This is a genomic window from Candidatus Pantoea deserta (assembly GCF_003813865.1).
In the GTDB taxonomy this organism is placed as follows: domain Bacteria; phylum Pseudomonadota; class Gammaproteobacteria; order Enterobacterales; family Enterobacteriaceae; genus Pantoea; species Pantoea deserta.
The window spans coordinates 302361-323250 of record NZ_RMVG01000002.1 but is presented as its reverse complement, the minus strand read 5'-3'; the positions used below and the strand labels follow the sequence as shown (position 1 = coordinate 323250).

Annotated in this window: 23 protein-coding genes and 1 pseudogene; 8 read left to right on the top strand and 16 right to left on the bottom strand. The window is 56.3% G+C overall.

All coding sequences use genetic code 11. The annotated features are described in order from the left end of the window. The first annotated feature begins 321 nt into the window (after positions 1 to 321). Positions 322 to 534, top strand: a complete 213-nt coding sequence (locus tag BBB56_RS04135; RefSeq protein ID WP_123799062.1) for an ECs_2282 family putative zinc-binding protein — start codon at positions 322 to 324, stop codon at positions 532 to 534. Positions 535 to 551: 17 nt separating this feature from the next. On the opposite strand, the gene BBB56_RS24030 is transcribed toward BBB56_RS04135, so the two are convergent. Beyond that, the gene (locus BBB56_RS24030; RefSeq protein WP_019105993.1) at positions 552 to 635 is read right to left on the bottom strand and encodes a small membrane protein YohP; all 84 of its coding nucleotides are present in this window, start codon (positions 633 to 635) and stop codon (positions 552 to 554) included. 50 nt (positions 636 to 685) lie between these two features. After that, positions 686 to 817 carry a hypothetical protein gene (locus tag BBB56_RS23905; RefSeq protein WP_255420535.1) on the bottom strand — a complete coding sequence of 44 codons (132 nt, stop codon included), beginning with the start codon at positions 815 to 817 and terminating at the stop codon, positions 686 to 688. Positions 818 to 896: 79 nt separating this feature from the next. Here BBB56_RS23905 and BBB56_RS04130 point away from each other — a divergent pair, with 79 nt between their 5' ends. After that, complete coding sequence (locus BBB56_RS04130) at positions 897 to 1142, top strand: hypothetical protein (protein ID WP_103795010.1); 246 nt, start codon at positions 897 to 899, stop codon at positions 1140 to 1142. A gap of 111 nt (positions 1143 to 1253) precedes the next feature. Further along, positions 1254 to 2336 (top strand): malate/lactate/ureidoglycolate dehydrogenase, encoded by a 1083-nt coding sequence (locus BBB56_RS04125; protein WP_123799060.1) that lies wholly within the window; start codon positions 1254 to 1256, stop codon positions 2334 to 2336. Between the two features lie 34 nt (positions 2337 to 2370). Here the strand turns inward: BBB56_RS04125 and gntT are convergent, their stop codons facing one another. Further along, complete coding sequence (gene gntT / locus BBB56_RS04120; protein WP_123799058.1) at positions 2371 to 3687, bottom strand: gluconate transporter; 1317 nt, start codon at positions 3685 to 3687, stop codon at positions 2371 to 2373. Positions 3688 to 3976: 289 nt separating this feature from the next. On the opposite strand from gntT, the gene BBB56_RS04115 reads away from it, so the two are divergent. Beyond that, positions 3977 to 5131 carry an iron-containing alcohol dehydrogenase gene (locus BBB56_RS04115; protein ID WP_123799056.1) on the top strand — a complete coding sequence of 385 codons (1155 nt, stop codon included), beginning with the start codon at positions 3977 to 3979 and terminating at the stop codon, positions 5129 to 5131. 34 nt (positions 5132 to 5165) lie between these two features. Here BBB56_RS04115 and BBB56_RS04110 read toward each other — a convergent pair whose 3' ends face one another. The 5 genes from BBB56_RS04110 to BBB56_RS04090 form a co-directional block, all read right to left on the bottom strand. After that, positions 5166 to 5990 carry a Cof-type HAD-IIB family hydrolase gene (locus BBB56_RS04110; RefSeq protein ID WP_123799054.1) on the bottom strand — a complete coding sequence of 275 codons (825 nt, stop codon included), beginning with the start codon at positions 5988 to 5990 and terminating at the stop codon, positions 5166 to 5168. Positions 5991 to 6151: 161 nt separating this feature from the next. Continuing rightward, positions 6152 to 6613: an RcnB family protein gene (locus BBB56_RS04105; RefSeq protein WP_123799431.1), complete on the bottom strand. Its 462-nt coding sequence runs from the start codon at positions 6611 to 6613 to the stop codon at positions 6152 to 6154. An 865-nt stretch (positions 6614 to 7478) separates the two neighbouring features. Next, complete coding sequence (locus tag BBB56_RS04100) at positions 7479 to 8180, bottom strand: EAL domain-containing protein (protein ID WP_123799052.1); 702 nt, start codon at positions 8178 to 8180, stop codon at positions 7479 to 7481. A gap of 318 nt (positions 8181 to 8498) precedes the next feature. Next, entirely contained in the window at positions 8499 to 9593 is a 1095-nt protein-coding gene (locus tag BBB56_RS04095) for an ABC transporter substrate-binding protein (RefSeq protein ID WP_123799050.1), read from the bottom strand. A gap of 108 nt (positions 9594 to 9701) precedes the next feature. Beyond that, positions 9702 to 11000, bottom strand: a complete 1299-nt coding sequence (locus BBB56_RS04090; RefSeq protein ID WP_123799048.1) for an HAAAP family serine/threonine permease — start codon at positions 10998 to 11000, stop codon at positions 9702 to 9704. A gap of 358 nt (positions 11001 to 11358) precedes the next feature. Between BBB56_RS04090 and BBB56_RS04085 the strand changes: the two genes are divergently transcribed. Continuing rightward, entirely contained in the window at positions 11359 to 12483 is a 1125-nt protein-coding gene (locus BBB56_RS04085; RefSeq protein ID WP_123799046.1) for an AI-2E family transporter, read from the top strand. Between the two features lie 179 nt (positions 12484 to 12662). Here BBB56_RS04085 and BBB56_RS04080 read toward each other — a convergent pair whose 3' ends face one another. Then, on the bottom strand, positions 12663 to 13229 hold the full coding sequence (locus BBB56_RS04080; protein WP_123799044.1) for a UPF0149 family protein: 567 nt from the start codon (positions 13227 to 13229) through the stop codon (positions 12663 to 12665). A 127-nt stretch (positions 13230 to 13356) separates the two neighbouring features. Here BBB56_RS04080 and BBB56_RS23475 point away from each other — a divergent pair, with 127 nt between their 5' ends. Both BBB56_RS23475 and BBB56_RS04075 read left to right on the top strand, forming a co-directional pair. Further along, the gene (locus BBB56_RS23475; protein ID WP_158673930.1) at positions 13357 to 13527 is read left to right on the top strand and encodes a hypothetical protein; all 171 of its coding nucleotides are present in this window, start codon (positions 13357 to 13359) and stop codon (positions 13525 to 13527) included. 118 nt (positions 13528 to 13645) lie between these two features. Then, a complete protein-coding gene (locus BBB56_RS04075; RefSeq protein ID WP_123799042.1) occupies positions 13646 to 14959 on the top strand; it encodes an MFS transporter in 1314 nt (437 codons plus the stop codon). A gap of 33 nt (positions 14960 to 14992) precedes the next feature. On the opposite strand, the gene BBB56_RS04070 is transcribed toward BBB56_RS04075, so the two are convergent. The 7 genes and pseudogenes from BBB56_RS04070 to BBB56_RS04040 form a co-directional block, all read right to left on the bottom strand. After that, positions 14993 to 15889, bottom strand: a complete 897-nt coding sequence (locus BBB56_RS04070) for a LysR family transcriptional regulator (RefSeq protein WP_123799430.1) — start codon at positions 15887 to 15889, stop codon at positions 14993 to 14995. Between the two features lie 99 nt (positions 15890 to 15988). Then, positions 15989 to 16276: a hypothetical protein gene (locus tag BBB56_RS04065; protein WP_123799040.1), complete on the bottom strand. Its 288-nt coding sequence runs from the start codon at positions 16274 to 16276 to the stop codon at positions 15989 to 15991. A 129-nt stretch (positions 16277 to 16405) separates the two neighbouring features. Next, positions 16406 to 16630 (bottom strand): annotated as a pseudogene (locus BBB56_RS04060) (NADH:flavorubredoxin reductase NorW); the annotation flags it as partial. 16 nt (positions 16631 to 16646) lie between these two features. Next, entirely contained in the window at positions 16647 to 18104 is a 1458-nt protein-coding gene (gene norV / locus BBB56_RS04055; protein ID WP_123799038.1) for an anaerobic nitric oxide reductase flavorubredoxin, read from the bottom strand. Positions 18105 to 18309: 205 nt separating this feature from the next. Beyond that, complete coding sequence (locus tag BBB56_RS04050; RefSeq protein WP_123799036.1) at positions 18310 to 18666, bottom strand: TehB family protein; 357 nt, start codon at positions 18664 to 18666, stop codon at positions 18310 to 18312. A 12-nt stretch (positions 18667 to 18678) separates the two neighbouring features. Continuing rightward, positions 18679 to 18912 carry a DUF2526 family protein gene (locus BBB56_RS04045; RefSeq protein ID WP_123799034.1) on the bottom strand — a complete coding sequence of 78 codons (234 nt, stop codon included), beginning with the start codon at positions 18910 to 18912 and terminating at the stop codon, positions 18679 to 18681. A 4-nt stretch (positions 18913 to 18916) separates the two neighbouring features. Further along, on the bottom strand, positions 18917 to 19174 hold the full coding sequence (locus tag BBB56_RS04040; RefSeq protein WP_123799032.1) for a hypothetical protein: 258 nt from the start codon (positions 19172 to 19174) through the stop codon (positions 18917 to 18919). Positions 19175 to 19325: 151 nt separating this feature from the next. Between BBB56_RS04040 and norR the strand changes: the two genes are divergently transcribed. Next, positions 19326 to 20846: a nitric oxide reductase transcriptional regulator NorR gene (gene norR / locus BBB56_RS04035; protein WP_123799030.1), complete on the top strand. Its 1521-nt coding sequence runs from the start codon at positions 19326 to 19328 to the stop codon at positions 20844 to 20846. Positions 20847 to 20890: the final 44 nt, after the last annotated feature.

Here is a 20890-nt window from a genome sequence, read left to right as displayed (position 1 = left end):
CGAACCGCGCGCCATGCGTAACAAAACCTTCTCTTTACGGCGACAAAGTATGGAGGCGTAAAGCGAAACGTTGTTAAAACGGGACAGGAAAACGGGGCTATCCGGAAACCGGCTCGCTGAGCGCCGCCCGGCTTTCGGTGACTTCTGGCGTGACAGCGCCTGCACCATCACCCAAAATAACAATAACCGAATGTTATTAATAAAAATTTAAACAGAAACCCCGAAAGATAACGCGCATTAATTGTTTAGGATTTTTGATAAATATCCAGAAGATATTTGTTAGAATGGCCCTTGTTCGTTTCCGGGCAAGGAGAGCATTACATGGTGATGAAAATTCGCTGTACCGCCTGCGGCAGCGCAAAGTTTACCTTTACTCATGATCCTTCATCAGAAGCCAGCTTTCATGGCGCTCGCTGCGCCAACTGCAATAAGCGCCTGACCGCGCGGGATCTGTTGCCGAATACGCCGCTTGATCCCATTGCACGCTGTCTGGTGTCGCAAATGAAGAAGAACACAAATAACAGGGGCACCTGAGAGGTGCCCGCGTTGATTCAGAAAATTAACTTAAACACCCCTGTCAGCGTCAGTAACCCTACGATGAAAATGATGGCGATAATCCACAAAATTATTTTCATATCCTTGTTCCTTTGCCAGTAAAAAAAACGTTTCAGGATAAGAGTATAGCTTATCGCTGCGTTTTTGCCGGAGCCTGCCGCCGTCCTTCCGGCCTAAGTTCCCTTTCCAGAAAAATCTGTTTTATTTCTGCGATACCGGTCGCATTCGCTGCTTTTTTCACCGCTTTGCGCTTCGTTTCCACTCTCTTCTCCCGCTAAACTTTTTGCGGCAAAGGCAGGCCTCTGCGAATTTGAATGTCAGATGAGTAATAAGGAGACTGTATGAGCACGATAAATACCAGTATGGGACGCTACAGCCTAAAAGCGAAAAACGCTGGCGATCATATTAAAGGTTCCTTCGCTATCAACGATGAAGGCGGTACGCAGCTCACCATGCAGGAGTTTGATGAGCATTACCTCGACGATGTCGTTAACAACGTCATTTATCCTGTCACCGGCGGCAACCGTGAGATTACGCGTGCGCTACGCGAACAAATGGTGAAAGCCGGCTTCGAACAGCCACATTAACCTGCGCTCTGGGCCACCCTTTGTGGCCCTTTTCCGTTATTGCAACCATCACTTGCCGTTACCTGTTTTTGGTCGCAGGATGCGATGTACCCATAAAAAGAGGAAGCGCAGGTGAGTCAACTTTATCGTATCAACGCCGAAAAACTGCATGCGTTTGTCCAGGCCATCTGGCTGCACGCGGGCAGCGAAGCGAGCGAGGCGCGTCTGGTGGCCGATCATCTGGTCGCTGCCAACCTGGCTGGCCATGATTCCCACGGCGTCGGCATGATCCCCAGCTATATGGCGTCGTTTTCGCAGGGGCATTTGCAGCTCAATCAGCATCCTGTGCTGGAAAAAGACGCCGGCGCGGTGCTGACCTTTCACGCTCGCTCTGGTTTCGGTCAGGTCGCCGCCTTTGAGGCGATGCAGCAGGGCATTGAGCGCGCGCGCCAGTCAGGCATTGCCGCCGTCGGCCTCCACCACTCTCACCATATCGGCCGCATAGGCCACTGGGCCGAGCAGTGCGCGGCGGCAGGGTTTATCTCCTTTCACTTCGTCAACGTGATGGGCGATCCCATGGTAGCGCCGTTCGGCGGCAGCGATCGCCGTTTCGGCACCAATCCGTTCTGCGCCATCTTCCCGCGGCGTAACGCCACGCCCCTGCTGCTTGATTTCGCCACCAGCGGCATTGCCTTCGGCAAAACCCGCGTGGCCTACAATAAGGGTAGCGAGGTGCCGCCGGGCTACCTTATCGATCATCAGGGCAGACCCACCGTTCAGCCCGCCGTCATGCACGAAGCGCCCTACGGCTCGCTGCTGCCCTTTGGCCTGCATAAAGGCTATGCGCTGGCGACGATGTGCGAAATTCTCGGCGGCGCGCTTTCCGGCGGACGCACCACCCATGATGCGACGGTGCAGAGCAGTCACGATGCGATTTATAACTGCATGACGACCCTTATCCTTAACCCCGACGCCTTTAATGCGCCCGCGATGCAGGAAGAAGCAGAGGCTTTTCTGGCGTGGGTGAAGCGCTCGCCGCAGAGCGGCAGCGAGCCAATTCAGGTCCCCGGCGAATGGGAAGAGGCGAATCGCGCGGCGCGCGCGCGTGAGGGCATCCCGCTGGACGCCATCAGCTGGCAGCAAATCTGCCTGGCCGCGAAGCAGGCGGGCATGCCCGAAAAGGAGCTGGCCGCGTTTCGCGCGCTGACCAGCTAACGCTGACGCCGGGCGCTGCGCCCGGCGACATCACCTAGATCGCATAAGAGAGCAGCATACAGCCGATTAGGCCGCACACTGAAATAATGGTTTCCAGCGCGGACCAGGAGCGAATAGTCTCGCCAATCGTCAGGTTGAAATACTCTTTGAACAGCCAGAAGCCGGGATCGTTGACGTGAGAGAAGATCACGCTGCCTGAACCCACCGCAATCACCATCAGCTCCGGACTGGCGCCGCTGCTGACGATCAAGGGGGCGACAATCCCGCCAGCGGTAATGGCCGCCACGGTGGCGGAGCCGAGCGCGATACGCAGTACCGCGGCAATCGACCAGGCCATAAAGATCGGTGAAACGTTGCTCTCCTGCATCATCGAGGCGATATATTTGTCTACGCCGCTGTCCACCAGTACCTGTTTGAACGCCCCGCCGCCGCCGATGATCAGCAGCATCATGGCGATAATTTTAATTGAGTCGGTAATGGTGCCCATCACCTCATCCATGCTGCGTCCGCGATTCAGGCCGAAGGTAAAGATAGCAATCAGCACCGCAATCAGCGTCGCCATCACCGGATCGCCAAAAAACTCGGCGTAAGGCAGCAGCGCATGCCCTTTCGGCAGCGCCATTTCCGCCAGCGCGCGCAGCGCCATCAGCACCACCGGCACCAGCGCGGTCCAGACGCTAACGCCGAAGCCCGGCATCTCCGCTTCCGTAAAGGTTTTCGGGTTGTACAGCCCTTCAGGAATCGGTTTATCGATGCTTTTCAGGAAGCGGGCATAGACCGGCCCGGCGAGGATCACCGTCGGGATACCAAGCAGCGTGCCCCAGAGCAGGGTTTTGCCCATATCGGCGTTAAACAGGGTGGCGATCGCCGTCGGGCCTGGGTGCGGCGGCAGAAAACCGTGGGTAACAGACAGCGCGGCCGCCATCGGGACGCCAACATAGAGCAGCGGCACGCGCGCCGAGGCGGCAATACTGAACACCAGCGGCAGCATCAGGACGAATCCCACTTCATAGAACAGGGCGAAGCCAACGGTAAAGCCGGTCAGCACCAGCGCCCACTGAATATACTGCTTGCCGAATTTATCGATCAGCGTAGTCGCGATACGCTGCGCGCCGCCGCAGTCAGCCAGCAGTTTGCCGAGCATGGCGCCGAATCCCATGATCAGCGCCAGGCTGCCGAGCGTGCCGCCGACGCCGTTTTTAATAGAAAGGATCACTTTATTCACCGGCATGCCCTGCATCATGCCGACCACCAGCGCCACCAGAATCAGCGCGATAAATCCATTGAGTTTGAAGCGAATCATCAGCAGCAGCAGTAACGCTACCCCGATCGCCACAATAAGTAATGGCATAGGTTTTCTCCACCTTGCAGACCGGCCAGCGGCCAGCAGCGTGTTGTTATCATAGGTCCTGACGGACGTCGGGTACGGCACGGGAAAACGAGGTAACAGTCAGACACAACCTGTTACCAGTAACATGTTAAGGGTAACATCGTGGTGAAAACACCTCCCCGCAAAGGTTGAATTTCTGTTTTGCGAAGGTGATCAACTTTTCCCTCCTGAGCAATCGGAAAGTTCGCTGCCGCCTGCGCTGCGGTTTTCGCTACACTCCTGTTTTCTCTTTTAACCTGAGGATGTTGCGGTGAGTGAGAACCTGAGCGAGCTGTACAGTAATCAACGAACCCTGTCTGGACGCGGCAGCATCAGCCAGCTATTGCCGCTGCTGCGCGCCGACACTCAGCCTACGCTGCTGTTTTGCGGCCGTTCCTTCCTGAACGGGCCGGTTTATGCGCGTCTGAAAGCTGAATTAAACGATCTCATTATTGGATATGAAATCGTCGCACATGAAGCCTCACCAGCTGAGATTGATGCCTGGGTCACACGCTGGCGCGGTCATGTCGATCGCGTCGTGGCGATCGGCGGCGGGAGCGTGCTGGATGCGGCCAAAGCCTTCAGCGCCATGATGCAGCACCCGCTTCCCACCGCACGCTATCTGGAAAAAGTCGGCGACACGCCGGTGCAGGCCGTAACGCTGCCGCTAATCGCCGTGCCGACTACCGCCGGCACCGGCAGCGAGGCAACGCAAAATGCGGTGGTGACCGACCAGCACGATATCAAGGTCAAGGCCTCGCTGCGCCATCCGGTCTTTGTGCCGCAGGTGGCGATTCTGGATGCTGACCTGCTGAAAGGCGCGCCGGACAGCGTGCTGGTCACCTGCGGCATTGACGCCTTTACCCATTTGTTTGAGGCTTACCTCTCCAGCAAAGGCACGCTGTTTACGCAGCAGCTGGCGCTGACCGGACTGCGCCAGTTTGTGCAGGCCTGGCCCGCGCTTAACCGCGACGATGCTCAGGGCGATGCGGCGCGTGAGGCAATGATGATGGCCTCCTGGCTTGGCGGCGTCTGTCTGAGCAGCGCCGGTCTGGGGGTTATCCACGGTATCGCGGGCGAGCTGGGCGCGATTAAGCCCTTTCATCACGGCGAGGTCTGCGGTCGTCTGCTGTTCCCCTTCCTTGATCTGCTGGCGGAAAGCAGCCAGCCGGAGCAACAGCAGCTCATGCAGACGCTGCAACAGCAGCTGTTCGGCACACAGGACGCCCAGCCCGCGCGCTTTCTGAAAGCATGGCTTCAGCAGCAGGCGATTACGCCCTTCTGGCAGGAGACGCAGACGCTGAACAGCGAAGAGGTGGAGTGGATTCTGGCGCGCGCTAACAGCAAAAATTCGCTGATAAGCTATAGTCGGCAGCAGATGCGCGACATGCTGGCGCAGGCGTGGCGCATCACCGCCGCAGTGTGACAGCGGGCAGCAAAGCTGCCCGTCAGTAAAGGCGTCAGGCGAAAGGCGGTTCGCCCGCCAGCATCTTCTCGATAACCTGCAACACCCCGGCGTCATTGTTAGCCGGCGCGGCAAAGCGCGCCGCCTCTTTTACCCGCTGCGGCGCGTTCGCCATGGCGAAACTGAACCCGGACTGTTTCAGCATTTCCAGATCGTTACCGCCGTCGCCAAACGCCAGGACCTGCTGATGATCGATTCCCCAGCGCTGCGCCAGGATAGCCAGCCCATTAGCCTTATGGTGGCCCGGCACAATCAGATCGACCGAACCGTGGCCGCTTGAGGTGGCATCAGCCGCGCCCTTGTGCAGCCGCTGAATATCCGCCATCAGCGTGGTGACATAGTCGTCAGACAGATTGAGCGCGAATTTAAACAGCCGGTCATCGCCTGTCTCTTCCAGAGAATGAATCGCCTTCAGGCGATGGCAATAGTGGCGCATTTTCGCCAGCCACTGCTCTTCGACGCCGTCAAAATAGTAGGCGCTTTCTCGCCCGCACAGGATATAGCGCAGCCCAGGATAGTCCCCGTTTTGCAGCGTATCCAGCACCGCCTGAATATCGTCGCGGGAGAAGGCACCGCAGAATAACTCCTCATCGCCATCCAGAATCCAGGCGCCGTTCTCGGCGACAAACGCGATCTCGCTGGCAATGTCGGGAAAAAAGGATTTCAGCTGGTAGTACTGATTGCCGCTGGCAACAACAAACTTAATGCCGCGCGCTTTCATCTCGTTATAACAGCGCATAAAGCGCGGACGGTCGTACTGTTTCTGGTCATCAAGGAAGGTGCCGTCCATATCAACCGCCACCATTTTTACCGCTGTCATCTCGACTCCTTTATCAGGCGAAAGGGAACAGTGTGGAAGCAAAGCATAGCCTGGAAGCGTATGAAGAAAAGAGGAACAGCCGCGCGCTGATGCAGCCGGTTTTAGCGTTGCCGAAAGCGGTAAAAAGCACAGAAGCGGCCTGAGCCGCTTCTGTTGCATAATTAGTTGAAGGCATTCCCGAGGATTAGCGAGGTAATAACGCCGGTGGCTGCGGCAATCAACACATAGTTGCCGTCGATATAAGACCAGTACTCGCCGCGCGGCGGTTCCGGCAGGCGACGTGCGCGCCAGTCGTCAACCCGATAGTGCGGACCGCGATATTCGGGAGGCATGGGATGGCCACGACGGAAATCGTGTCCGTTCCAGGCGAAATGGTCGCGCTCGCCCCGATGTTCGCCGCGCGGTCCTCCCGCAAAGCGGTCATGGCCAGGGGCACGATCCGGTCCATGCCCCTGCGGACCATGACCTTCCGGACCCCGTCCGCGATCCTCATGGCGATCGCCGCCCTGTTTTTGCCACTGCTGACCATGATGGTCGCCCGGACCCTCTGCCCAGGAGAGCGTAGAAACGAGTGAGCTGCATGCAATAAAAGTAGCAATAACGCGTAATGTTGTTTTTTTCATCATAACCTCCAGTAGCAACAGCGAGAGTTGCGCCGCTGGACTCTACTATCGGCGATATCATTCCTGTTATGCATCTCTAAAAGTCTTAAATATCGGTAACTTACACACTATTACTCAGCTTAGCGATCCCTTAACATTAAGCAGGAATTGTGGAGACGGCTGGACCTGACGCATCATCAGGGGATAAGACGTAAAGCAAGAAAATAGCGCTATTTAGTTGCATTTATAACGATATTTTCGTTACAGGCAGGGTCATTTGGGAAAATGAAAAAACCCGATCGAATAACGACCGGGGGAATGACTATTCCAGGATACCGAATACCGGCTAATCCTTGCCAAATCAAGGAAAAAACAAGAGTAAACAACACCACATCACTAGTGTTGAACAAATATACTAACACTGTTATTTGTATCAGGGGATGATTAATTTATAAAATTAAGATATTTCTCTTTTTTAAAAACGACGCCCTGACTTATTTTTCATTAAAAATCAGGTTCGGCCAGAAATAATCCCGACGCGAGGGTAAAAAAGTCATAAACAGGTCGGGGGTCTGACCAGAAAACGGCGCTAATTAATGAGCTTAATAGTTTGTCTGCTAAATATCGCGTGGCTAAAACAGAGCAAAAAACGACTCTGCTTCGGTCATAATCTTTTGTAGATCAGCGTACTAACCGTAGCGGCAGCGCTCCCCTTCCCCTTTCGTTTTCTTTACGCTCGCCGTGAGTTTAATTTACCGAAAGCGATAAATTAAATAAGCGGCGCAAAGCGCTGGCGTCCGGCCGACGGATGGCTGAGGGCGTGAGGAAAATACAGGACGTCGCTATAGTGAACAGCCGCCCTGCGAATAACACAAAGAAGGTAGCGTTAGTTAAGATGCTCCGCCAGTTCATCTATTTCCAGCGCGGAGAAATAGTATCCCTGAAGTCCATAAAGCGGTATAGCGGTCAGCGCAGCTAAATCCTCTTTATTTTCTACCCCGACCACAATAATCTTTGGGCAATAACGCTGAATATTCTTCATTAACACCGGGAATATGGATTTGTCTTTCTGCTCCCAGAAAAAATGCTTATCCATCTTTACCGCATCGAACAGACCTGTATAGAGAGCTTCAAGGTTGGCGAAACCGGTGCCAAGATCGTCAAGGATAAAATGAAGGCCGCGCGATCGGAGCTGTTGCAGCGTCTGGCGCGCGGCGCGATCGCGCAAAAAATCGATATTCTCTGACACTTCCAGCCGCACCACGCTTGAATTGCTGAACAGCCAGCACAGCTGCGTATCTTCCTCCAGCATCTGCACCATTTCGCGGTCAATATTGATGCTGACGAACAGCTGCCGCTGCTCAAGCAGCGAAACCACCGAAGAGAGCTCGGCCAGCTGTTCAAACAGTAAATCGCGCTTCTCGTGCCGCGGCATATTTTCAATCACCATAAAGGGATTGCGCGATTTGCCCGCTATTGAGGTATAGCGCGTTAACAGCTCAAACCCCAGATACGCGCCAGCCTGTGACATTACGGGTTCAAGGATAAATTTTTTATTCAGCGTGGAGGCCAAAGAGTGTGGGGTCATAAACACCTCGGGCAAAGCCCAAACGGCAGCGATTAATCACCTGAGGTTATTAAAAGCTTCCCTGCGGCGATAAACGCTGCCCAAATTGATCGTCTGATAGCGCACTCCCTGTTGCCCTGTTTATTTCGCCCGGTGCGAAATAAGCGCGCGAATTTCACCACGTTTTTGGCTTTTGGCAAACTTTTTCGTCTGGTGGCGTTGAAGACGCAAGAAAATCGATGGTATCAGAAGCAAAAACAATCTGTATAAGAGTAGCGAAAGATGTCGCCTGGGGAAGGTAAATTAACCGCGCGTTTTGTCAACGCGCGGCAACGCAGCTCAGGGATAGCTGAAGGTCGCGGGCGCATCCGGCAGACGGGTAAAATGCGTCACGAGATAGTGGAAATCGGCGCTGGGGTCCAGCCCGGCAAACGCCTGCGGATAGAGATCTTTCGCCAGAATCTCCATGCCAATGATGTTGTAGGGATGATTATAGAAGTGATGATACACCCCATAGACGCGGCCATTGGCTACCGGCGCAATCTGCTTTAGTCCGGTGCGGTTCAGCAAACCGCTAAAGGTCGCTGATACCTGATCGGGGCTGGTGTTATAGCCAAACGGCAGCACGCCCGGATTAGGGCGCTTTGAGCCGGTCATAATATAGACGTCCGGCTTCATGGCGATAATCTTCTCCAGCGAGACAAAACCGGCATTGCCGGGCAACAGCGCGGAGCCAATGTTTTTTCCGCCGACGGCTTCAACCAGCCCGCCCCAGCCGTTGTGCCCGTGGGTGAAGCAGCAGTTATCGCTGTTGCCCGCAATCGGCTCGATAAACACGGTGGGCTTGTGCTTAACCTGAGCGATAGCGCGATCGAGCTGCTGGAGGCGCTGCTGATAAAAACCGGCATAGTCCGTCGCCTCTTTTTCGCGGTTCAGCACCTGACCCAGCAGCGCGACGCTGCGCGCGGTGTTCTCTTTCGGATGCAGTTCATAGTCGATAAACAGCACCGGAATATTCAGCCCCTTCAGCGTTTCCAGCACGCCTGACTGCTGTAGCGCGGATTTGGCGCGCAGCTGGGCGATCATCAGGTCCGGCTTTTGCGCCAGCACGCTCTCAAGATTGACCTGTCCCTGATCGTTAAAGCCCATATCGACAATCTTTGTCGACTGCGGCCAGCGCTGCTTCAGCAGATCCCAGGTCTGAGTATCCTGCTTTTTCGGCAAATTATTCCAGGCGACCACCCGCTTAAAAGGATCGTCACGGTCCAGCAGCGCCAGCGCCAGCACATCGCGCCCGTCCTGTAAAATAACATGCTGCGGCTCATGGTCGAGCCTGATGACATTGCCATCCAGATCGGTGACCTGCAACGGATAAGCGGTTGCGCCGCAGGCCGCTGACGTCAGCAGTCCAGCCAGCAGAAGTCCCTTGTTCATCAATCACTACCTCAGTAACTAATAATTATTCTCAACAAGGCTAGCATGTTGCCGCAGCTGAAAGCTACCCAGAAACGACATGGCCCGCGCAGGGCGGGCGCTCAGAGGTTAGCGGAACAGAGAGTAGAAAATGGCAGAGATAGCCACCAGCCCGATCAGCACCACAAACAGGTTGCTGATATGTCCGCTGTACTTACGCATCGCGGGCACTTTGTGAATGGCGTACATCGGCATCAAAAACAGGATAACGGCAATCACCGGACCGCCCAGCGTTTCGATCATATCGAGAATGCCTGGGTTCCAGCTGGCGACCAGCCAGGTACTGAGCAGCATAAACAGCGCAGTAATGCGGTTCAGCTTCGCGGGCGCAATGGTTTTACCCCGGCTGTGCAGCATCTTGTTGACCAGACCGTTGAAGCCTTCGCGCGCGCCAAGATAGTGGCCGAGGAAGGATTTGGTGATCGCCACGATGGCAATCAGCGGGCCGAGCCAGGCGATCACCGGCACGTCAAAGTGGTTGGCAAGATAGGAGAGAATAGAGATGTTCTGCGCTTTTGCCGCAGCCAGATCCGCCGGTGACAGGCTGAGCACGCAGCTGAAGACGAAAAACATCACTGTCGCCACCATCAGCAGATGCGAACAGGCCAGGATGCGCGCGCATTTGCGTTCGGCCTCTTCGCCATACTCCGCGCGCTTCGCCACGGCGAAAGAGGAGATAATGGGCGAATGGTTAAAGGAGAACACCATCACCGGGATAGCCAGCCACAGCGTCATCCAGAGTCCCTTCCCGCCGCTGGCATGAGACAGCGACAGCGTCTCTAGCGCCGCGCCGTGCCAGTGCGGGATCAGGTAGACCGCGAGCAGCATCAGCACCGCGACAAAGGGAAACACCAGCACGCTCATCGCCCTGACAATCATCTGCTCGCCAAAGCGCACCACCATCATCAGGCCGATAATCAGAATCAGCGACAGCAGCACGCGCGGCGGCGACACCAGCCCCAGCTGATGTGTAATAAAGGTGTCAACGGTGTTGGTAATGGCGACGCTGTACATCAGTAAAATCGGGAAGATAGCGAAAAAGTAGAGCAGCGTAATCACTTTGCCCGCGCCAGCGCCGAAGTGCTCTTCCACCACGTCGGTAATATCTTCGCCCGCCTTTTTGCCGGAGAGCACAAAACGGGTCAGGGCGCGATGGGAGTAGTAGGTGAGCGGAAAAGCGAGCAGCGCCATGATAATCAGCGGCAGCAGTCCGCCCACGCCCGCGTTGATGGGCAGGAATAACACCCCTGCGCCGATGGCGGTGCCGTAAAGCCCCAGCATCCAGATTGTGTCGGTTTTGCGCCAGCCGCGTTCTGCTGACGCCTCTGCGGCTGCCGCCGTAAGCGTGCCGGTTTCTGTGGTTTTCATCTGCCTGTCCTGTCTTCATGACGTCAATGCTGGCGACGGTGAGTTTACGTCGGCAGCCACATTGCCAGGCCGCCCTGCCCCGCCGCTGAGCGGCAGGCCGAAAGCGGCGGCGGCAACAAAAAAATCGCCTGACCACGCCGGGTGAAAACGATTGCGCAGGATTTTTACACACCTTGACGACAGGCTTCAACAGCCATGCGTCAATCGTGCATATTTAGGGCGGAAATCGCTTATCGCTGCGTCATGACGTCTCCCGGAGACGGGCGTTTAAATTTTTAAACGAAACCATAAACAGGCATTACAAACCGCGCCGCGCGTTCTATAGTTCATCCGCAACACTTAACCCTGAGGTTTACGCATGCGTGTTAAAGGATTAAATATCGGTTTCTTTATCGTGATTCTGGCGATAGTCACCGTGGCGTTTTTCGATGTGCTGGCCCCCTATTTCTCCCCTATTCTGTGGGCTGCCATTCTGGCGGTGATTTTTGCGCCGCTTAAAACCTGGCTACGGCATAAAATGGGCGATCGCAACGGACTGGCGTCGCTGATCACCCTGCTTATCATCTGTCTGATTGTCTTTACGCCGCTGGCGATTATCGCCTCTTCGCTGGTGGTGGAGATCAATACGGTGTATCTCAAGCTGCAAAGCAATTCGGCGCAGTTCCCCACGGTATTCGCCGATCTGCTACAGCATCTGCCCGACTGGCTGCGCAACTATCTTTCCGAGCACCAGCTCAACAATGCGTCGCAAATCCAGCAGAAGCTCTCCAGCTTCGCCCTGAAAGGCGGACAGTATATGGCGGGCAGCGTCTTCCTGATCGGCAAAGGCACCTTTACCTTTACCGTCGGCTTCGGCGTCATGCTCTACCTGCTGTTTTTCCTGTTAAAGGACGGTTCTTATCTGGTGCACCTGATTCTGGAGGCGCTGCCGCTTTCTACCTATGTGAAACATCACCTGTTTATGAAGTTCGCTGCGGTTTCACGCGCAACGGTGAAAGGCACGGTGGTGGTCGCGCTGGTGCAGGGGATCCTCGGCGGGCTGGCATTCTGGTTTGTGGATATTGACGGTAGCCTGCTGTGGGGCGCGCTAATGGCCTTCCTGTCTCTGATCCCGGCGGTCGGCTCGGCGATTATCTGGGTGCCGGCTGCCATCTTCTTTTTTGCGACCGGCGCGCTGTGGAAAGGCCTGTTTATCGTCGGCTTCTTCGTGGTGATCGTCGGGCTGGTGGATAATATTCTGCGTCCGCTGCTGGTGGGCAAAGACACCAAAATGCCCGATTACCTGATCCTGATTGCGACGCTTGGCGGCATGGAGATTTACGGTATCAACGGCTTTGTCATTGGTCCGCTGATTGCCGCGCTGTTTATCGCCTGCTGGAACCTGCTGTCGGGCAAGGATAACCGCGACAACGCAGAAGAGATTGACGAAGAGTTTATCGAGGAAGGGAAAAAGCAGTCTGACGAGGCCGCGCTCGGTCAGTAACGCGCGGCTGACAGCCTGACCGCGCGGGCAAGCAGGCCGGATTGCCCGCCTGCCCCGCGCGAAAACAACGCGCCGCCTCACAGCGGCGCTCCCGCAGATGGGCCAGCGCGCCGCGTCGGGCAACCCCGTGAGTTTCTGCCGCAGGGGACGTTGCCTGACGCTTCTGCCGCCAGAAACCTTTAGTGAATCGCGGCGGTTTTGCCGTGCCAGTGGTTATAGAGACGCAGCGCCGCCGGTTGAATCGCGTCGGTACTTTGCAGATAGGTGATCTCATCCATACCGTCGAGCTTCTCCACTTCGTTAACATCGCCATGCAGCGCAATGGCCTGAAGCGACGGCTGTAGCTCCGCAGGCAGTTCAGGCCAGTCAGCCAGCGCCACGCCCGTCATATAGCCAAAGCACCACTCTTCCACCACCAGCAGTTCCCGTCCGTCCATTTCACGGTAGCCAAACAGCGGCTCAAACTGCTCAGGATAGCGACTAAGGCGCTCGGCGATGTCATTCATCATCTGGGCCGCCAGCGTATTGAAACGCTGCTCATCCGCCGGATCGTCCCACTGCGGCGCGGTCTCGCCCCAGATAACCGGCTTCATCGCATCCAGCGCCAGCGGCGAGGGACTGGAGAGCGCGGCAGTGAAGAGTCCATCCAGCTCGCTGATGTCGATCAGGCCATCTTCGCTGTCGTGCGCCATTAACACATCTTCCATCCACTCGATTTCGTCTGCGTTCAGGGGTCCTGTAGCCATGGTCATTCCTCTTGTGGTGTGGCGAAGGTGGGGGGTGCGCTGCTGATCGGTGCCGAAGAGAAACGCGTCGAGAGCAGCGCGCGCTATCGGATAAGTGTAGCTGCCGGTAGTGTGCCTGAGAGAAGACGTGAAGCCAACAGGATCAGGCTCTACGCCCCGCGCGCCCGTCGTTGCGCTGTGTCGTCACGGTATGAAGCCGGTCACGAATCCAGACATCGAATCTCTGGCCTTTTCACGCGGCGAGCGCGCGTCTGAGCCAGCCGCCATCGGCGCTTATCCGCCAGCGCCTGCTGATTAATGCATGAAACGCATTAATCGATACGCTAATTGCACTTATTGCCCTCGCCTTCCTGCTTCAGTCTTGAGTCACAACAAAGTAATGAATCATTAACATTACGTAAACGCTGGAGCTGTCAATGCAAACAACCTCTGAATCTTCAACCGCTGTACGCAACCGGGCTGGCGCGATTGTGCGCGTCACTTCGGGAAACTTTCTTGAGCAGTTTGATTTTTTCCTGTTTGGCTTTTACGCCACCTATATTGCGCATACCTTTTTCCCGACCAGCAGCGAGTTTGCTTCGCTTATGCTGACTTTTGCCGTTTTCGGCGCAGGGTTTCTGATGCGGCCGATTGGCGCGGTGGTGCTGGGCGCCTATATCGATAAAGTCGGCAGACGAAAAGGCCTGATCGTCACGCTGTCGATTATGGCGATGGGCACCTTCCTGATCGTCCTTATCCCCTCTTATCAGGCAATTGGCTACTGGGCCTCGCTGATTGTTCTGCTGGGGCGCTTATTGCAGGGCTTTTCCGCAGGGGCGGAGTTAGGCGGCGTTTCTGTTTATCTGTCTGAAATCGCCACGCCGGGCAGAAAAGGCTTCTATACCAGCTGGCAGTCCGGCAGTCAGCAGGTGGCGATTATGGTGGCTGCCGCGATGGGCTTTGCCCTGAATGCGCTGATGGAAGAGAGTGCGATTCGCGAATGGGGATGGCGTATCCCTTTCCTGTTCGGCTGTTTGATTGTGCCCTTTATTTTCTTTCTGCGCCGCAAGCTTGAAGAGACGCAGGATTTCAGCGCGCGTCGTCAGCATCCCGCCATGCAGCAGGTATTTAAAACGCTGCTCGGCAACTGGCGAACCGTGATTGCCGGTATGCTGATGGTGGCGATGACGACAACGGCCTTCTATTTAATTACCGTTTACGCCCCCACCTTTGGCAAAAAGGTATTAATGTTAAGCGCCTCAGACAGCCTGCTGGTCACGCTGCTGGTGGCGGTCTCCAATTTTATCTGGCTGCCGATCGGCGGAGCCATATCCGATCGCTATGGCCGTAAACCCGTGCTGGTCGCCATGGCGCTGATCGCCATTGCCACCTCTTACCCGGCGCTTAAATATCTCGCCGCCGACCCCAGTTTTTACAGCATGCTGGGCGTTTTACTGTGGCTGTCATTTATTTACGGTCTCTACAACGGCGCCATGATCCCGGCCTTAACGGAAATCATGCCGGTCTCTGTCAGAGTCGCCGGATTCTCACTGGCGTATAGCCTCGCCACGGCGCTGTTTGGCGGCTTTACGCCCGCGATCTCCACGGCGCTGATTGAAGTGACCGGTGATAAAGCAGCCCCAGGCTTGTGGATGAGCTTCGCCGCCGTCTGCGCGCTTCTGGCGACCCTGTTTCTTTATAAGCAAGAGGCGGCGACCCATCATCCCGCAGCGAAAAAGACCTACGGCTGACCTCAGCCGTCGCCGCTGGCAGGTCGCCTGCGGCTAGGGAAGATTGGCCGCAATAATCATCTGCTCCAGCTCACCGGCAAGATGCGACAGCTCTTGTCCGGTGCACTTCACGATGCCGACCGTACGACGCACCACAGGCTCTGTCAGCCTGAGCACCGACAAAGACGGGTGGCCCGATTTTGGCATTGCCATCGCGGGCACCGCGGCGATACCCAGCCCAGCCTCCACCATCCCCAGCAGCGTTGTGACATGACGCGTCTCGCAGACGCCGGGACGCTCCGGAACAATGCCCGCCAGCGCCTGATCAAGCAGGTTGCGATTGCCGGAGGTTTTATCCAGCCAGACATAGGGATGCTGATAAAACTCCCGCCAGGTCAGGCTGCGCTTAGCCGCCAGCGGATGCGTATGCGGGCAGACCGCGACATAGGACTCATCCACCAGCGGGATAAAGCGCACATCGGGCTGGGGCGCGCCGGTAAAGCTGAGGCCAAAATCCGCCTGCCCTGTGACAACGGCGTCGTAGACATCGCCGGCGCTGGAATCGATAAGTTTGATACGCACGCGCGGATAGAGCGACTGGAACTGCGCAATGACCTTCGGCATAAAATAGTAGGCGGCCGAAGGCACGCAGGCCACCGTTACCAGCCCGGTGCGACTGGCATGGAGGTCGCCGACTTCAGCGACCGCGCTTTCCAGATCTTTCAGCAGCTGCTGCGCGCGCGGCGCAAAACGTCGCCCGGCCAGCGTCAGGCTGACCCGACGGGTGGTTCTTTCGAAGAGCTTTACGCCAAGCGAGGTTTCCAGCTTATCGATGCGTCGGCTGAGCGCAGGCTGAGAGATATGAACGGCTTCGGCGGCGGCGTTAAAGCTTTTGAAGGTGGCCAGCGCCTGAAAAGCATAGAGATCGGTAAGGTCAAAATTCAACGCCATCGGCTTCATAGTGCGGGCGGTTCCAGGTTAAGGGCTGAAAGCCTGTTATTCTACAGGGATGGACCGTCGCTGCGGGCCTCTTTGCGTTTACGGGCGCGTTCACTGCGCGGCGCCTGTCTGTCTCGTGACTTTCATCCCCTCAGCAGGCTCCCAGACGTGCCACATCTGCCAAAACAGATCGGCGACCACTTCTTTCAGCTGTTCCGGGTGAAACTGAACGCTGCTGCTGGCCGGACCGAGGGCCGCTTCGATATGCGCCTCGCGATCGCTCGTCCCCAGGTTCAGCGCGAAAAAATCGCAGTGCGTGCTCAGCCAGATCATTCTGCCGCAGGTGCAGGATGAGGGATTATGCAGAGTCACTGCCGTTGAGGTGTCAGCGTTATTCATTATATGTCCTGTTCAGAGAAGAGACTGGCGCGCGGCAGGCCGGTCATTATCCAGCCTGACGCAGTGGCTGCTTTCCGTTGTTGGTCATCAAATGGGGCACGATCGTCCGCTGGCTAAGCGACGCCCCGAAGTGAAAGGATGCAGCATGATGTTCTGGCTTTCCGCCCACGCCACTGCCGTCTGGCGGGTTAAGGCGTCGGCGCCCTGGCCGGTACTCAACACATGGCTTAGCTCAGGCTTGTGATATTCATTGCAGCTGTCGGCGGCGATAAGGCGAAGCGGCACGGTTTTATCCCGCTGGCGGATGCATTTCACCCGTTGCCGGGCGGCGAAGCCGGAGCCGGTAATAACCATATCTGCCGGCACAGGGTTAACCCTCATAAGGATCGAACACGGATTTACCCAGCGAGCAGCCAGGGCATAAAAAATCGTCCGGCACCGCTTCCCACGGCGTGCCTGACGCGGCCTTCTGACCAGTTTCGCCCTCGTACGGGTCGTAAACCCACTGGCATACGGTGCAAATCATTTTCTGGCTGCCTGAACGCTCCGCTTCCGTCATGCCATCGTCGCGGCTGCTGACGGGCGCGGCGGCAGCTATCTTCGCCGCAGCGCTATCAGCCGCAGGGACAGGGGAAAGCGCCCATTCGCGGGCGATACGACGGCCGTGTTCACGGCAGGCTTCCAGCGAGGAGAGATCGGGACGCCACTTGATCTTCAGGGCGATAGCCATCTCAAAACCCGCGTCCTGCAACCGGGTGGCGACGCGGTCAACGGCACCGCCCGTCCAGCCAAAGGAGCCGAATGCCGACGCGCGTTTATTGCGGAACCTGAGACCGGTGATCTCTTCCAGCATGCCGGCTACCTTCGGCATCATCACATTGTTCATTGTGGAGGAGCCGACCAGAATGCCTTTTGAGCGGAAGCAGGAGGTGATGATCTCGTTTTTATCGTGGGTGGAGAGGTTGTAGACCTTAACGGCGACGCGCGGATCGGTTTCGCGGATCCCCTGGGCGATGGCGTCTGCCATCATGCGGGTATTACTCGACATCGCATCATAAAACAGCGTGATGCGATCCTCCTGATAATCGGCTGCCCATGCCAGATAGCGTTCAACAATCTGCACCGGGTTGTCGCGCCACACCACGCCGTGGGAGGTGGCGATCATACTCAGCGGCAGGTTAAAACCGAGGATCTCATGGATCTTCGCCGTCACCAGGCGCGCAAAAGGCGTCAGGATGTTTGAAAAGTAGCGCTGGCACTGGTCAAACAACTCCTGCTGATCGACCTCATCGTTAAACAGATGTTCATCGCAGTAGTGCTGGCCGAAAGCGTCATTGCTGAACAGCACCGCGTCTTCCGTCATATAGGTCATCATGCTGTCCGGCCAGTGCAGCATCGGCGTTTCAACGAAGATCAGTTTTTTGCCGTTGCCAATATCGAGCGAGTCGCCGGTGCTCACCACCTTGAAGTTCCATTCGGGATGGTGGTGATGACCGTTGATCGAATCTACGCCGTTGGCGGTGCAGTAAATCGGCGTGCCTGGAATCAGCGCCATTAATTCAGCCAGTGCTCCGGCGTGATCTTCCTCCGCATGGTTGATAACGATGGCGTCGATGTTTTTCACATCGATCTCTTCGCTGAGATTTTTCACGAAATCGCTGCGAAACCTGAAGTCGACGGTATCAATCAGAACGTTTTTTTCTTCGCGGATAAGGTAGCTGTTGTAGCTGGTGCCGCGCTGCATTTTGAACTCTTTGCCGTGAAAGTGCTCGACTTCCCAGTCACGTTTGCCGACCCAAAAAATGTTGTTTTTGACATGAATGTTCATCAGATGCCCTGTTAGCTTAAGGTGAATGTTCTTAATGCATTGCATCCAGCGTGCCATTATTTATCTGTTTGATTGTAAATAATATTTATTGCAAATCTTGTTTAAAACACAATGAAAAATAATGTTGTATTCACAAGGCGCTGTCTTAAAGACAATGCGCAAAGCCTGAAAAAGCCGCCGCTGTGGGCGAGGCAGACGGCCACGTTCAGGCCGCTGGAATATGCACCTCGCGCTCAATGCCTTTGCCCGTCAGGGCGACATCGGGGTCGGCGAAAAAATCAATATTGAAACAGCTGTCGTCGGTCAGCAGCTCAATACGATGCCAGTACTGCGGCGGACTAATGCCAAACTCTCCGGCGTTAACGATCAGCGTCATCTCATGTTCAGACGCCTTTTCACTGGCATAGCCAATATATTTCACCGCGCCGCGCATCACGGAGAGGCGACCGAATACCCCTTTTTTTGTGTTGTGACGGGTCAAAAGCGCGTTGGGCACGCTCTCTTTGTTCCAGAAAGGCGTAGAACGGGTATGAACAAAATGCTCAGGAATGCTGCGAGCCATAGTGGGCCTCCTTTAATGAATGATGCCGCCGCGCGCTAGCCAGTGACGGCGCTGTTCGGCGAGCGCCTGTTTCTCAGCGCTGTGTTTGAAAACGGCAATGCGCAGGCGCTGCTGCTGGGTAAAGCGCTCTTCGCGCGTCAGCCTGCTGTCTTCGCTGAGTTCGCACAGCAGCACATTCATCTCGCGAATAACGTTGCGGGCAATGGCAGCGTCGACTGCGGTAATCACTTCATCAAGATGCGTCATAGTGTCACCCGACATACGTATTAAGCTGCTGCAACAGGAGTGAACCGGCAATCAGCAGCGACAGCGGCGTGCAGGGAATATCTACCTCTACCCAGGCTTTGCGTCCGCGATATTCGGTTGCAAAATGCAGCCGGTCCGGCGAGGGCTGGTAACAGGTAAAATCAGGCCTCCGGCGGCCGCCGAACGCCGCCCAGCGCAGCGCGCTGGCGAGGGCTGTAATCTGTTTTGCGCTGAGCGTATTTCTCATTACAGGGCTGGACATGGTTATGCTCCTTAATGCTCTTCACTACGCTCATCACGCATATTCCGTGCCACTTGTTAAGTAATTGATTCAGCTCAAAAGGCAAAATCAGCATGGTATTTATAACAATGGCCTCTATTGTTATTCAGACATGACTTGTTCAGGTGACACTATGGCTCTCTCAGTCGATACTCTGGCGGCGCTGGCGGTAGATATTCAGAATGGCGTGCGCGAGCGCGACCGTTTTATGCAGATGATTAAAGGCATCCATCAGGCGTTGAACTGCGATGCGACCGCCCTGTTACGCTATGAAAATCAGCAGTTCAGGCCGCTGGCTACCGCGGGACTGGCCCCTGACGTGATGGGACGCCGGTTTAGTCTCGATGCGCATCCGCGTCTGGAGGCGATCGCGCGTGCAGGCGATGTGGTGCGCTTTCCTGCGGATAACGATCTGCCCGACCCCTACGACGGCTTGATCCCTGAACAGGGCGAACTTCACGTTCATGCGTGCGTCGGCATGCCGCTGTTTGCGGGACAGACGCTGATCGGCGCCCTGACCCTGGACGGCATGGACGCGCACCAGTTCGATGATTACAGCGACGAGGAGCTGCGCGTGCTGGCCAGCCTGACCGCGGGCGCGCTGAACAATGCTCTGCTGGTGGAGCAGTTAGAAAAGCCGGCCTCCTCTTTTATGCCGCAACCTGTACGGCCAGAAGAGCGTAAGGAGATGCAGATCGTCGGAGAATCCGCGCCGCTGGCCCATCTGAAAAAAGAGATCGCCGCGGTCGCCCCTTCTGACCTGAGCGTATTGATTATGGGTGAGACGGGGACAGGCAAGGAGCTTGTCGCCCAGGCGGTTCACCGCCTCTCCCACCGCGCCGCGCAGCCACTGATTTATCTTAACTGTGCCGCGCTGCCGGAGTCTGTCGCGGAGAGCGAGCTGTTTGGTCATGTCAAAGGCGCTTTCACCGGGGCGATTCACGACCGGCCAGGCAAATTCGAGCTGGCAGACAAAGGCACGCTGTTTCTTGATGAAATCGGCGAACTGCCGCTCTCGCTACAGGCCAAGCTGCTGCGCGTGCTTCAGTATGGCGATCTACAGCGCGTGGGCGAAGATAAAGCCCTGACCGTCGATGTACGCATCATCGCGGCGACCAATATGGATATGCGCAAAGCGGTGACGGATGGCAAATTCAGAGCGGATCTTTATCACCGGCTCAGCGTTTTCCCGCTGCTCGTGCCTCCGCTGCATGAGCGTCGCGACGACATCGTGCTGCTTGCCGGCTATTTCTGTGAAAAGTGCCGAATAAAGTTCGGCCTGGCAAGCATCGCGCTCAGCCCGGCCGCCAGCGCCTTGCTTGAAGCGGCAAGCTGGCCGGGAAACGTGCGCGAGCTGGAGCACGCTATCTACCGCGCGGTTATCATCGCGCAGGCGGAGTCACGCAGCGGAGAGATCCTGTTGCTGCCTCAGCACTTTAGCCTTGAAGGCGAAGCCTCCTCTGGCGCCGCGCTGCCCCTCCTCGCGACGCCGCAGCCAGTAACCAGCCTGGCTGACGCCACTCGACAGTTTCAGTATGAGTACATTAAGTATGCCTATGAAAACAGCGGGAAAGTCTGGGCCAAAACCGCGCGACAGCTGGCACTCGATCCGGGCAATCTTCACCGCCTGGCGCGAAAACTGGGTCTGAAGTAACAGCTTAAGAGTCTGCCGGGCGCACTTTCGCCAGCCGTCCTGTA